This window comes from Streptomyces sp. NPDC056628 (assembly GCF_042792555.1).
GTDB lineage: Bacteria > Actinomycetota > Actinomycetes > Streptomycetales > Streptomycetaceae > Streptomyces.
Window position 1 is genome coordinate 101,953 of the sequence record NZ_JBHTWG010000018.1, and the last position, 12,906, is coordinate 114,858.

Below are 12,906 nucleotides of genomic sequence, written 5' to 3' on the forward strand. Positions count from 1 at the left end.
GGTCTATGCCTTCTGCTTCTTGCGGCGGTTCCCGACGGCCATGGAGGCCAGGACGAACAGGACCGCGATGACGAACATGGCCGTGCCGATGACGTTGATCTGGACGGGCGTTCCGCGCTGCGCCGAGCCCCAGACGAACATCGGGAAGGTGACGGTGGATCCCGCGTTGAAGTTGGTGATGATGAAGTCGTCGAACGACAGCGCGAATGCGAGCAGCGCGCCGGCCGCGATGCCCGGCGCCGCGATCGGCAGGGTCACCCGCACGAACGTCTGGACGGGACCGGCGTAGAGGTCCTGCGCGGCCTGCTCGAGGCGGGGGTCCATCGACATCACGCGCGCCTTGACCGCCGTCACGACGAAGCTGAGGCAGAACATGATGTGGGCGATGAGGATCGTCCAGAAGCCCAGCTGGGCGCCCAGGTTGAGGAACAGGGTGAGCAGCGAGGCGGCCATGACGACCTCGGGCATCGCCATCGGCAGGAAGATCAGCGAGTTGACCGCGCCACGCGCCCGGAACCGGTAGCGCACCAGCGCGAAGGCGATCAGCGTGCCGAGGAGGGTGGCGCCGACGGTCGCCCAGAGGGCGATCTGGAGGCTGAGCGACAGCGAGCCGCACAGGCCGGAGACTCCGCACGGGTCGCGCCATGCGTCCGTGGAGAACTCCTGCCACTCGTAGTTGAAGCGGCCTTTGGGGCGGTTGAAGGAGAACACCGTCACGACGACGTTCGGCAGCAGGAGATAGGCGAGCGTGACCAGTCCCGCGATGACGACGAAGTGCCGCTTGAGCCAGTTGACGACGGCCATCAGACCAGATCCTCCGTTCCGGACCTGCGGATGTAGACGGTCACCATGACGAGGATGGCGGCCATCAGGATGAAGGAGAGGGCCGCGGCCGTCGGGTAGTCCAGGATGCGCAGGAACTGCGACTGGATGACGTTGCCGACCATCCGGGTGTCCGTGGAGCCGAGCAGGTCGGCGTTGACGTAGTCGCCGGTGGCCGGGATGAAGGTCAGCAGGGTGCCCGAGACGACGCCCGGCATCGACAGCGGGAAGGTGACCCTGCGGAAGGTGGTGACCGGCCGGGCGTACAGGTCGTTCGCCGCCTCGTGCAGCCGCGGGTCGATCCGCTCCAGCGAGGTGTACAGCGGCAGGACCATGAACGGCAGGAAGTTGTACGTCAGACCGCACACGACCGCGAGCGGGGTGGCCAGGACCCGGTCGCCCTGGGTCATGCCGAGCCAGCTCGTGACGTCGAGGACGTGCAGCGTGTTCAGGGCGCCGACGACCGGGCCGCCGTCGGCGAGGATCGTCTTCCAGGCGAGGGTGCGGATCAGGAAACTGGTGAAGAACGGCGCGATCACCAGGATCATGATCAGGTTCCGCCAGCGGCCCGCCCGGAAGGCGATGAGGTACGCGAGCGGGTAGCCGAGGAGCAGGCACAGGACGGTCGCGGAACCGGCGTAGAGCACCGAGCGCAGGAACTGCGGGTAGTACTCGGACAGGGCGTCCCAGTACGTCGCGAAGTGCCAGGTGACCTTGTAGCCCTCCTCCAGGGAGCCCGTCTGCACGGACGTGGAGGCCTGGTAGACCATCGGCAGCGCGAAGAAGACCAGCAGCCACAGGATGCCGGGCAGCAGCAGCCAGTACGGGACGAGACGGCCGCGTCGGCGCGGCGGCTTCGGCGTCTTCTCGGGGGCCGCGGGGCTGAGAGGCGGGGGTGCCTCGGTGAGGGTCGCCATCAGACCGCCGCCTCTTCCTCGGTGCCGGCGTCGATGTCCTGGGTGGCGTCGAGCCCGAAGGTGTGCGCGGGGTTCCAGTGCAGGACGACCTCGGCCCCGGGCACGAGCCGCGGGTCGCGGTCGATGTTCTGGGCGTAGACCTCGAACTCGGGGCAGACGGGGCTGTCGACGACGTACTGCGTGGAGACGCCGATGAAGGAGGAGTCGGCGATGCGGCCCGTGATGCGGTTGCGGCCCTCGGGTATCTCACCGGCGTCGTCGGCGTGGGTGAGGGAGATCTTCTCGGGGCGGACGCCCACCAGCACCTTGCCGCCGGTCGTCGTCGGCGCGGAACAGCGGGCCTCCGGCAGCACCAGCTTGCCGCCGCCGGCCTTGAGGACCAGGCCGTCGCCGCCGCGGGAGTCGATCTCGGCCTCGATGAAGTTGGAGCTGCCGAGGAAGTTGGCGACGAACGTGGTGCGCGGGTTCTCGTACAGGTCGGCCGGGGAGCCCAGCTGCTCGACGCGGCCGGCGTTCATCACCGCGACCTGGTCGGCCATGGTCATGGCCTCCTCCTGGTCGTGCGTGACGTGCACGAAGGTGATGCCGACCTCGGTCTGGATGCGCTTGAGCTCCAGCTGCATCTGGCGGCGCAGCTTCAGGTCGAGGGCGCCGAGCGGCTCGTCGAGGAGGAGCACCTTGGGGTGGTTGATCAGGGCGCGGGCCACGGCCACGCGCTGCTGCTGGCCACCGGAGAGCTGGTGCGGCTTCTTGCGGGCCTGCTCGCCGAGCTGCACGAGGTCGAGCATCTCGTCGACCTGCTTCCTCACGCTCTTGATGCCGCGCCGGCGCAGACCGAAGGCGACGTTCTCGAAGATGTCGAGGTGCGGGAAGAGGGCGTAGGACTGGAAGACCGTGTTCACCGGCCGCTTGTACGGCGGGAGGGCGGTCACGTCCTGGTCGCCGAGGTGGACGGTGCCCGCGGAGGGCTCCTCCAGGCCGGCGATCATGCGCAGGGTGGTGGTCTTGCCGCAGCCCGAGGCGCCGAGCAGGGCGAAGAAGGAGCCCTCGGGCACGGTCAGGTCGAGCGGATGGACGGCCGTGAAGGAGCCGTAGGTCTTGCTGATGCCGGAGAGGCGGACGTCGCCGCCGTGGGCGGCGGCCGTGGTGGTGTCCTTGGTGGTCTTCATCTCGTCACGCCCCAGTGAGCTTCGCGAACTTGCCTTCGAACTCCGTGTCTTCCTTGCTGCTCAGCGAGCGGAAGGCACGGGACTTGGCCTGCATGGCCTTGTCGGGGAGGATCAGCGGGTTGTTCGCCGCGTCCTCGTCGAGCTTCGCGAGCTCGTCCTTCACCCCGTCGACGGGACAGACGAAGTTGATGTAGGCGGCGAGCTCGGCGGCCGGCTGCGGCTCGAAGTAGTAGTCGATCAGCCGCTCGGCGTTCGTCTTGTGCCGCGCCTTGTTGGGGATCAGCATGTTGTCGCTGGAGAGCATGTAGCCGCTGTCCGGGATGACGAAGTCGATGTCCGGGTTGTCGGCCTTCAGCTGGACGACGTCACCGGCCCAGGCGACACAGGCGGCGAGGTCGCCCTTGGTCAGGTCCGAGGTGTAGTCGTTGCCGGTGAAGCGGCGGATCTGGCCCTTGTCGACGCACTTCTGGAGCCGGGCGAGCGCCGCGTCGTAGTCGTCGGCGGTGAAGCCGCGCGGGTCCTTGTCCATGTCGAGCAGCGCCATGCCCATGGTGTCGCGCATCTCGGTGAGCAGCCCGACCCGGCCCTTGAGCTTGGGGTTGTCGAGCATGTCGGACAGGCTCTTCACCTCGACGCCGTCGAGCGCCTTCTTGTTGTAGGCGATGACGGTCGCGATGCCCTGCCAGGGGTAGGAGTAGGCGCGGCCCGGGTCCCAGTCGGGGCTCCGGTACGACGACGCCACGTTGGCGAAGGCGTGCGGCAGGTTGGACGCGTCCAGCTTCTGCACCCAGCCGAGGCGTATGAGCCGGGCGGCCAGCCAGTCGGTGAGGACGACGATGTCGCGGCCGGTGTCCTGGCCCGCGGCGAGCTGCGGCTTGATCTTGCCGAAGAACTCGGTGTTGTCGTTGATGTCCTCGGTGTACTTCACCTTGATGCCGGTGCGTTTCGTGAACGCCTCCAGCGTCGGGTGTTCGCCCCCGCTGTCGTCGATGTCCATGTACTCGGTCCAGTTGGAGAAGCTGACGGTCTTCTCCTTCGCCGAGTGGTCCTCCGCCGAGACGCCGCCCTGGGTGTCGCCGGCCGCGGGGATGCCGCAGCCGGACAGTGCCCCGAGACCGCCGACCGCGAGCGCGCCGCCCGCGGAGGCGCGCAGCAGGCTGCGGCGGGTCATGGCGGCCCGGCCGTTGCTCAGGCTGCGCCGCATCGCGGCCACCTGCGGCGGGGAGAGGCGGTCGGGCTCGTACTGCTCCATGCGCGTGGTGCCCTTTCGGGAGTCGGCCGCGGGTCGGGCGGCCTGGCTGCTATCGGTCCCCGAAGACGGTGCGGTGCCAGTCCTTCGCGGCGACCGCGGTGTTGTCGAACATGACGTGCTTGATCTGGGTGTACTCCTCGAACGAGTACGCGGACATGTCCTTGCCGAAGCCGGACGCCTTGTAGCCGCCGTGCGGCATCTCGCTGATGATCGGGATGTGGTCGTTCACCCACACGCAGCCCGCCTTGATCTCGCGGGTGGCGCGGTTGGCCCGGTAGACGTCACGGCTCCAGGCGGAGGCGGCGAGGCCGTACGGGGTGTCGTTGGCCAGCGCGATGCCCTCCTCGTCCGTGTCGAAGGGGAGGACGACCAGCACCGGCCCGAAGATCTCGGACTGCACGACTTCGCTGTCCTGCGGTGCGTCGGCGATGAGGGTGGGGCGATAGTACGCGCCCTTCCCGAGGTCTCCCTGAGGGGCCTCGCCGCCGGTCACGACGCGCGCGTAGCCCCGCGCCCGGTCGACGAAACCGGCCACCCGGTCGCGCTGGGTGTGCGAGATCAGCGGGCCGAGGTCGGTGCCGGGGGCGAACGGGTCGCCGAGGCGGACGCCGTCCATCAGCGCGGCGGTGCGCTCGACGAAGGCCTCGTACAGGGGGCGCTGCACGTACGCGCGGGTGGCGGCCGTGCAGTCCTGTCCGGTGTTGATGAGCGAGCCCGCGACGGCGCCGTGCGCGGCGGCCTCCAGGTCGGCGTCGTCGAAGACGACGAAGGGGGCCTTGCCGCCGAGCTCCAGATGGATCCGCTTCACGGTGGCGGTGGCGATCTCGGCGACGCGCCGGCCGACGGCGGTGGACCCGGTGAAGGAGGTCATGGCGACGTCGGGGTGCCCGACGAGGTGCTCGCCGGCCTCCTTGCCGGTGCCGGTGACGATGTTGATCACGCCGTCGGGGAGGCCGGCGTCGGTGGCGGCCCGCGCGAACAGCAGAGAGGTGAGCGGGGTGAGCTCGGCCGGCTTGAGCACGACGGTGTTGCCCGCCGCGATCGCCGGGAGGATCTTCCAGGCCGCCATCTGCAGCGGGTAGTTCCAGGGGGCGATCGAGCCGACGACGCCGATGGGCTCACGCCGTACGTAGGAGGTGTGGTCGCCGGAGTACTCCCCCGCCGACTGGCCCTGGAGATGGCGGGCGGCACCCGCGAAGAAGGCGGTGTTGTCGATCGTGCCCGGCACGTCGAACTCGCGGGTGAGCTTCAGCGGCTTGCCGCACTGGAGGGACTCCGCGCGGGCGAACTCCTCGGCGCGCTCGGCGAGGACGGCGGCGAAGCGGTGCAGGGCGTCGGACCGCTCGGCCGGGGTGGCACCCGACCAGCCGGGGAAGGCGGCGCGCGCGGCGGCGACGGCGGCGTCGACGTCGTCGGTTCCGGCCAGGTCGTAGGTGTACACCTCCTCGCCCGTGGCGGGGTCGACCACGGCGTGGGTGCGCCCCGAGGTCCCCTTCGCCGGGCGGCCCGCGATGAACTGGGCGCCGTCGGCGAAGCGGTCCTGGGCCGGGAATCGTTCCGGGGTCGGGTTGCCCGGGTTGTGCATGTCGCTCCCTCCGTGCCCCGGAGTGGGGCCGGCGTGGCTCAGGCTCGAATTGAGTGCCGATCCTGACAGAGCAGGTGGACTCCAACAAGTGATTCCGTTGTTGCCATTTGGTTACGCGACGGAATCTGTCGACCAGGTGTCGAGTCGGCATGGAAAACCGAGGACGGATTGTCGGTGGTGCGTGCCAGACTCGGGCACATGGCGAAGATCGATTCCTGGGATGTCCTGAAACAGGAGGTCCGCTCGGGGGCGAGGGTCGAGTACCTCCACTTCTGGGGGCACCGGCCGCTGCCGGACGGACGTGCCGGAGCGAGCTGTCTCAGCCAGTGGTGGCCGTCGCCGTTCACGGTGGACGGCGTGCGGTACGCGACGGCCGAGCACTGGATGATGGCGGGCAAGGCCCGGCTGTTCGGGGACGCGGAGGCGGAGCGGCGGGCGCTGGCCGCGGACCATCCCGCCGAGGCGAAGAAGGCGGGCCGGCTGGTGCGCGGGTTCGACGACGCGGTGTGGGCGCGGGAGCGTTTCCGCATCGTCGTGGAGGGCTCCCTCCACAAGTTCGCCGCGCACCCGGAGCCGCGCGGCTTCCTGCTCGGCACCGGCGACCAGGTCCTGGTGGAGGCGAGCCCGGTGGACCGGGTGTGGGGCATAGGACTGGCCGCGACCGACGAGGGCGCCTCCGACCCCGAGCGCTGGAAGGGCCCGAACCTGCTCGGGTTCGCCCTGATGGAGGCGCGCGAGCGGTTGCGGGGCGCCGCGGACACCCCGTAGGGAGTGTCTCGCGGTGGCCGGCGGCTACAGGTTCGCGAAGACGGTGATCGTCAGCAGGCCCACGCCGAGGACGATGCCCACGACACCGCAGATGATCCCGGCGAGCGCCTGCCCGGGGTTCGTGGCCTCGCCGCGGCGTGCCTTGCCGCGCCCGATCGCGCCGAAGATCACCGCCAGCACACCGAGGACGATGGCGATCGGCCACAGGCAGAAGATCGCCGCGGAGATGATGCCGAGCACCAGTCCGGCCGTCCCCATGCCGTTGCTGGGCAGGGGGTGGTGCATCCCCGGCCAGCCGTAGGAGTAGCCGGCGGGCCCGTGCATCGGGCCGGGCACCGGGCCACCCAGGTGGCCGGGATAGCCGTACGGCACCTGTCCGGGTCCCTCGGGGCCGATGGGCGGCGGCGGGACGGGCTCGCCGTACGAGCCGTAGGGGCCGGTGTCCGCCGGGGGCGCGAAGGGGTCGGGCGCGGGACCGGGCGCCGCGGGGTGCGCCCAGGGCGACGCGCCCGGCTGCCCGGGGCCGCCCGGGGTGGGCACGGCGGCGATCGTCCGCTGATCGTGCACGGTGGGACCGACCCAGGCCGGCGGCTCGTTCGCGGCGACGGTGTGTCCGGGTCCGTCCGGCGCGGGCGGCGGCCACGGGTCCCGCTCGTCCGCCGCCGGCGCGGCGGGGCTCTGTGTCTTCTCCAGCGAGGTCTTCGGGACCGCGGCCCCGTCCTCGGGCACCCCGGGGCCTTCCGGCGCCACCGGCGGCTGCGTGTCCTCGGACATGCGCGGAACCCCCTCAGTCGTACGTGCCGTCATGCTAAGGCCCGGCCCTGTCGGCCGTGGCCCCGGCCTACGATGATCGCGAGTCACCGATCAGCCGATCACCCGCGTCCCGTCGCCGGCACCCCGGCCGCGCGGACGCCGTTCCGGGGAGGAACCTTGACCGACCATCTCGTCGACGCCCACGCTCCACGCGATCTGCACGCGTTCATCGCGGGGCTGCCGAAGGCCGAACTGCACGTCCACCACGTCGGCTCCGCCTCCCCCCGCATCGTCGCGGAACTCGCCGCCCGGCACCCCGACTCCCGGGTCCCCACCGACCCCGAGGCGCTGGCCGACTACTTCACCTTCACCGACTTCGCCCACTTCATCGAGGTCTACCTGTCCGTCGTCGACCTCATCCGCACCCCCGAGGACGTGCGGCTGCTGACCTACGAGGTGGCACGTGACCTGGCCCGGCAGCAGGTGCGCTACGCGGAGCTGACGATCACGCCGTTCTCCTCCACCCGGCGCGGCATCGACGAGCGGGCCTTCATGGAGGCGATCGAGGACGCCCGCAAGGCGGCCGAGGCCGAGTTCGGGACCGTGCTGCGGTGGTGCTTCGACATCCCCGGCGAGGCCGGACTGGAGTCGGCGGAGGAGACCGTGCGGCTCGCGACCGACGACCGGCTGCGCCCGGAGGGCCTGGTCTCCTTCGGGCTCGGCGGCCCGGAGATCGGGGTGCCGAGGCCGCAGTTCAAGCCGTACTTCGACCGGGCGATCGCGGCCGGGCTGCACTCCGTGCCGCACGCCGGGGAGACGACCGGCCCGCAGACGATCTGGGACGCGCTCATCGAGCTGCGCGCCGAGCGCATCGGCCACGGCACGAGTGCCGCGCAGGACCCGAAACTGCTCGCGCACCTCGCCGAGCACCGGATCCCGCTCGAGGTGTGCCCGACGTCCAACATCGCCACGCGCGCGGTGCGAACGATCGAGGAGCACCCGCTTCCGCGGTTCGTGGAGGCGGGGGTGCTCGTCACGGTCAACTCCGACGACCCGCCGATGTTCGGCACCGACCTCGACAACGAGTACGCCGTCGCCGCCCGTCTCCTCGGCCTCGACGAGCGCGGCCTGGCCGACCTGGCGAAGAACGCCGTGACCGCGTCGTTCCTGGACGAGGCCGGCAAGGCGCGGATCGCCGCGGAGATCGACACCTATACGAGCGGGTGGCTCGCGCCCTGAGCGACCACAATGGCCCCATGGATCACGTGACCGCCGTCGCCCACCGCGGCGACCCCTACCGCGTCCGCGAGAACACGCTCGGCTCGCTGCGCTCCGCGCTCGCCCTGGGCGCGGACGCGGTGGAGATCGACGTACGGCTCACCCGGGACGGGGTGCCGGTGCTGCTGCACGACGCGACGCTGGAACGGCTCTGGGGGCGGGACCGGCCGCTGCTCTCCCTGTCGGCGGCGGAGGTGCGGGGCCTGACCGAAGGCGGGGTGCCCGTCCTGGAGGAGGCGCTCGCGGTGTCCGAGGGGAGCCGGGTGATGCTCGACCTGCCCGGCGCCCCCGAGCCGCGGGCGGTACGGCGGATCGTGGAGGTCGTGCGCGCGTGCGGCGCGCAGGACCGGGTGTACTACTGCGCGGGCGCCCCCGCCATGCTCGCGGTCCGGGCCGCCGACCCGGCCGCCGAGATCGCGCTGACCTGGACGACGAAGGCGCCGCCGCGGGCCGGTCTGCTGGACGCGGTCCGGCCGCGCTGGCTCAACTACCGCTTCGGCCTGGTGGATCACGCGCTCGCCGAGGGGGTCCACCGGTCCGGGTATCTCCTGTCCGCCTGGACCCCGGACACCCGGCGTTCCATGCGCCGCCTGCTGGACGCCGGCGTGGACTCGGTCACGACGAACCGCGTGGACGTCCTGCTGGCCGAGCGCGAGCGTGGCTGCCGGTCCGGGCACACCCGCGGACGCGGACGCCCGTAGGGGCCATCCCCCATCAACGCCCTTGCCGCCGAGGGCATTTGCTCGGGGCCCGCTCAGGGTCCCGGCCCTCCTCGCCGACGATCCGGCTCCGGCAGGTCCGGCCCGACGATGATCACGCACCGTCCGCCGGACCCCCGGTCCACTCGTCGCCCAGGAGCAGCAGATGCCCGTACGCCCGTTCCCCGCGCTCGTCACCTCCGCGCTCGCCCTCGCCCTGACCGCACTGCCGCTGGCCGGCACCGCGTCCGCCCGGCCCGTCTCCTCGTCGTGCTCCGCGCGGGCGGTCGAGGCCGCCGACCCGCACGGCCCCGACGTCGAAGCCCTGTGCGCGGCGCTGAAGGGGCTGCCCGACCGTGACGCCACGGCCGCGCTGATCCGCGTGGGCGGACAGGGCAGCTGGCACGGGGTGGCGGGCGTGCGGGACATCAGGTCGGGGGCGCCCGCCCTGGAGGACGCCCGTTTCCGGGCCGGTTCCACGACGAAGATCGTCACGGCGGCGATCGTGCTGCAACTGGCGGCGGAGGGGCGGATCTCGCTCGACGGCACCGTGCAGCGGTATCTGCCCGGTCTGCTCACCGACGACTTCGCGCCCATCACCGTACGGCAGTTGCTGAACTTCACCAGTGGTCTTGAGCCGGGCGCCTCCCTCGGCGACGACGTCGACACCGGCTACGCGCACCGGTTCGAGACGCTGACTCCCCGGGAAGTCGTGGCCGCGTCGGTGGCCAAAGGTCCCGATCCGGAGCACGCGCCGGGAGAGTTCCAGCGGTACGGCAACATCCACTACACCGTGCTGGGCCTGCTGATCGAGAAGGTCACCGGCGACTCGTACGCCCATCAGGCGGCCGTGCGGATCTTCCGTCCGCTCGGCATGCGGCACACGTCCTTCCCGGCCGGACCCGACCCGCGTATCCACGGTCCGCACAACCGGGGCTACGACTGGATCGACGGGCGGCTCGTCGACGTGACCGAGTGGAACATGAGCGACCGGTTCGCGGCCGGTGATCTGATCTCCACCACGGCCGATCTGGAGCGGCTCGTGGTCGCCCTGTTCCGCGGCCGGGTGGTGCCCGAGCCGCAGCTCGAGGAGATGTTCACGGTTCCGGACGTCGACGGCGCCACCATGGGCGCCGGCCTGGAGCGCTTCAAGCTGAACGGCAAGGTGATCTGGGGCAAGACGGGTTCGCGGCCCGGCTACCACACCGTGGTCGCGGCCACTCGCGACCTGTCGCGGACCGTCGTGTACTCGGTCGGGTCGACCGACGCGAAGGGCGACGGCCTGGCCATCGCCCAGCGCTTCGCCTTCCCCGCGTTCAACCGCTGACGGCGGCGGCAGGGGCCCCGGGGACGGGTGCCCCTGCCAGCGCCTCCAGGCGCTTGATCCTGCGGCGCACGACGTACAGCGGGATCACCCCGACGACGCCGAACGACATGTCGATCACCGACCACCACAGCGGGATGCCCCGGATCGGCCCGAAGATCAGGGCGAGCGGGATGATGCCGGCGCAGGCGATCATGCCGAACTCGACGACCCAGATGTTGCGGACCGGGTCGCGGTAGGGGCCGTAGAAGGCGACCGCGATGACGAGATGGGCGAAGGCCAGCCAGTCCGTGCCGTAGAGGAGGAAGGGGTGTTCGGCGTCGGCGGTGTCGAGTCCGTGCCGGACCCGTTCGATCCACTCCATCAGGCCGGGCAGGCTCTCGTGGACGGACAGCGCCCGCAACAGGTCCTCCGTCCAGCGCAGTTCGTGGACGAGGGGGAAGGCCGTGGCGCCGCTGAGCACCAGGCAGACGGCGAAGAGGACCAACCAGACACGGATGCCCTTGAGCAGGGCGGCTCTGTCGCTCATGGCCGTAGAGCATACGCCCAAGTTGAACATGTTCAAAAGTGGGTTCCGGCTCGGCGGGGTTCAGCGCGTCCTCGGCGAGCATCCGTAGACAGACCGGTCCTACGATGTCCACGGGGCGAACGGAGGAACGATGGCCCTCGACGTGAGCGGGCGTGCCCTTGTGAAGAAGCGATGGGCGGCCCGCGCCGCCCTGGTCGCCGCCGGGCTCGCCCTGCTCGTGCCCCTGGTGCACGGCGGCTTCGTCGGTGTCCTGCTCCTGGTGGCCGCTGCGGTCGGCCTGGCCGTCAGCACGGTCGCGCTGTGGTGGACGCTGACCCTGCGCGGCCCTGTGCGCTGGGTCGCCGCGCTGGTGGCGGTGATCGTTCCGGCCGCGCTCGTCGCCCTGTTCGCGGTCACCCTCCTGTGGTCCCTGCTCGTGTCCGTGGCGCTGTGGGCGGTGGCCGTCTGGAGCGGGCGGTACGCGCTGGGGAGCACGGAACCCTCGCGGGTGCGGGTGATGCGCGAGCGCAGGGCACTGCCCGTACGGCGCCCCTTCCTGATCATGAACCCCGCCTCGGGCGACGGGAAGGTGGGCCGCTTCGAGCTGAAGGAGAAGGCCGAGCGGCTCGGCGCCCAGGTCGTCCTCCTCGACCCCGGGCGGCAGCAGGACGTCACCGCGCTGGCCCGCGAGGCCGTCGCGAACGGGGCCGACCTGCTCGGGGTCGCGGGCGGCGACGGCACCCAGGCACTGGTCGCGGCGGTCGCCGCCGAGCACGACCTGCCGTTCCTGGTGATCAGCGCCGGCACCCGCAACCACTTCGCCATGGACCTCGGCCTGGACCGGGACGACCCCTCCACCTGCCTCGACGCGCTCACCGACGGCGTGGAGCTGCGCGTCGACCTCGGCTTCGCCGGCGACCGGCCCTTCGTCAACAACGCGTCCTTCGGGGCGTACGCGGCCATCGTGCAGAACCCCGGCTACCGGCAGGCCAAGATCGGCACGAGTCTGGAGCTGCTGCCCGACCTGCTCCTCGGCGAGGAGGGTCCGCGGCTGACCGCCCGTGCCGGGGACACCACGCTCGACGCCCCGCAGGCCGTGCTCATCAGCAACAACATCTACCGCACCGACGACCCCTTCGGCCTCGGTTACCGCGACCGCCTCGACGGCGGGGTGCTCGGCGTCCTCGGCATCCGGGTGGACAGCGCCGCCCAGGCCGCCGCGCTGCTGCTGACGCCGGGCCCGCACGGCCTCACCCTGGTCACCGCGCGCGAGGTGGTCGTGGACGCCGACCGCCCCGAGATCGAGGCCGGTGTCGACGGTGAGGCGCTGATGCTGCCCGCCCCGGTGCGCTGCCGTGTCGAGCCGGGCGCACTGCGCGTCCGCGTCCCGCGCCGGCGCCCCGGTGTCCCCCGCCGCAAGGCCCGCCTCGACTGGCGCCGGCTGGGCCGGCTGGCGGCGACGGTGGGCCGCACCGCCGTCCATCACCGGCATCACACCGGGTGACTCGCCGGAACGACTCCTTCCGGCGCCTCGGTGACCCCTCCGGGGCGGCGCAGCGGCCGCGGGCCGCGGCCGTGCCGTGCGCGCTGGTGGCGATCCCCGCCGGTCACGTCGGCCGGTTACGGGGCCGCCGGCCGGCGCGGGGCGCGGCCCGGCGCTCGCCGCCGTCGTGACCGGCCGGCTGACGCCGGTCGTCTGTCGGCTCGCGATGCCGGCCTTCGGGGGGCTCTGGTGGCCGGGCTCGCCCTCCGCACGGACGCCTGACCCGGAGCGGGAAACGGCGCGGCCCCGTCCCCGGCGTGTGCCGGGTCCGGGGCCGCGTCGCGCGCCG

The 12,906-nt window shown here is 71.7% G+C and carries 12 protein-coding genes; 5 read left to right on the top strand and 7 right to left on the bottom strand.

Translation table 11 applies throughout. The features are described 5' to 3' along the window. Positions 1-3: 3 nt before the first annotated feature. Genes ACFRAC_RS22140 through ACFRAC_RS22160 form a run of 5 tightly spaced genes read right to left on the bottom strand, consistent with a single transcriptional unit; the run spans position 4 to position 5,745 of the window. On the bottom strand, positions 4-804 hold the full coding sequence (locus ACFRAC_RS22140; RefSeq protein ID WP_382926210.1) for an ABC transporter permease: 801 nt from the start codon (positions 802-804) through the stop codon (positions 4-6). Beyond that, positions 804-1,739 carry an ABC transporter permease gene (locus tag ACFRAC_RS22145; protein ID WP_382926212.1) on the bottom strand — a complete coding sequence of 312 codons (936 nt, stop codon included), beginning with the start codon at positions 1,737-1,739 and terminating at the stop codon, positions 804-806. Before ACFRAC_RS22145 ends, ACFRAC_RS22140 begins: the two co-directional genes overlap by 1 nt. Next, positions 1,739-2,908, bottom strand: a complete 1,170-nt coding sequence (locus ACFRAC_RS22150) for an ABC transporter ATP-binding protein (RefSeq protein ID WP_382926216.1) — start codon at positions 2,906-2,908, stop codon at positions 1,739-1,741. The genes ACFRAC_RS22145 and ACFRAC_RS22150 overlap by 1 nt, the downstream gene beginning before the upstream one ends. 4 nt (positions 2,909-2,912) lie before the next feature. Next, positions 2,913-4,160 carry a spermidine/putrescine ABC transporter substrate-binding protein gene (locus tag ACFRAC_RS22155; protein ID WP_382926220.1) on the bottom strand — a complete coding sequence of 416 codons (1,248 nt, stop codon included), beginning with the start codon at positions 4,158-4,160 and terminating at the stop codon, positions 2,913-2,915. A gap of 49 nt (positions 4,161-4,209) precedes the next feature. Then, positions 4,210-5,745, bottom strand: a complete 1,536-nt coding sequence (locus tag ACFRAC_RS22160; RefSeq protein WP_382926222.1) for a gamma-aminobutyraldehyde dehydrogenase — start codon at positions 5,743-5,745, stop codon at positions 4,210-4,212. Between the two features lie 198 nt (positions 5,746-5,943). Between ACFRAC_RS22160 and ACFRAC_RS22165 the strand changes: the two genes are divergently transcribed. After that, positions 5,944-6,513, top strand: coding sequence for an NADAR family protein (locus ACFRAC_RS22165; RefSeq protein ID WP_382926225.1), 570 nt, complete (start codon positions 5,944-5,946; stop codon positions 6,511-6,513). Between the two features lie 24 nt (positions 6,514-6,537). Here the strand turns inward: ACFRAC_RS22165 and ACFRAC_RS22170 are convergent, their stop codons facing one another. Then, positions 6,538-7,287 carry a DUF4190 domain-containing protein gene (locus ACFRAC_RS22170; protein WP_382926228.1) on the bottom strand — a complete coding sequence of 250 codons (750 nt, stop codon included), beginning with the start codon at positions 7,285-7,287 and terminating at the stop codon, positions 6,538-6,540. Positions 7,288-7,443: 156 nt separating this feature from the next. On the opposite strand from ACFRAC_RS22170, the gene ACFRAC_RS22175 reads away from it, so the two are divergent. From ACFRAC_RS22175 to ACFRAC_RS22185, 3 genes are all read left to right on the top strand, one after another. Then, positions 7,444-8,505, top strand: coding sequence for an adenosine deaminase (locus ACFRAC_RS22175; RefSeq protein ID WP_382926230.1), 1,062 nt, complete (start codon positions 7,444-7,446; stop codon positions 8,503-8,505). 17 nt (positions 8,506-8,522) lie between these two features. Continuing rightward, entirely contained in the window at positions 8,523-9,245 is a 723-nt protein-coding gene (locus tag ACFRAC_RS22180) for a glycerophosphodiester phosphodiesterase (RefSeq protein WP_382926233.1), read from the top strand. A 163-nt stretch (positions 9,246-9,408) separates the two neighbouring features. Further along, entirely contained in the window at positions 9,409-10,569 is a 1,161-nt protein-coding gene (locus tag ACFRAC_RS22185) for a serine hydrolase domain-containing protein (protein WP_382926235.1), read from the top strand. Here ACFRAC_RS22185 and ACFRAC_RS22190 read toward each other — a convergent pair. Next, complete coding sequence (locus ACFRAC_RS22190; RefSeq protein WP_382926239.1) at positions 10,559-11,095, bottom strand: hypothetical protein; 537 nt, start codon at positions 11,093-11,095, stop codon at positions 10,559-10,561. The genes ACFRAC_RS22185 and ACFRAC_RS22190 overlap by 11 nt on opposite strands. A gap of 130 nt (positions 11,096-11,225) precedes the next feature. Between ACFRAC_RS22190 and ACFRAC_RS22195 the strand changes: the two genes are divergently transcribed. Next, positions 11,226-12,578, top strand: a complete 1,353-nt coding sequence (locus ACFRAC_RS22195; RefSeq protein WP_382926241.1) for a diacylglycerol/lipid kinase family protein — start codon at positions 11,226-11,228, stop codon at positions 12,576-12,578. The last annotated feature ends 328 nt before the right edge of the window (positions 12,579-12,906 follow it).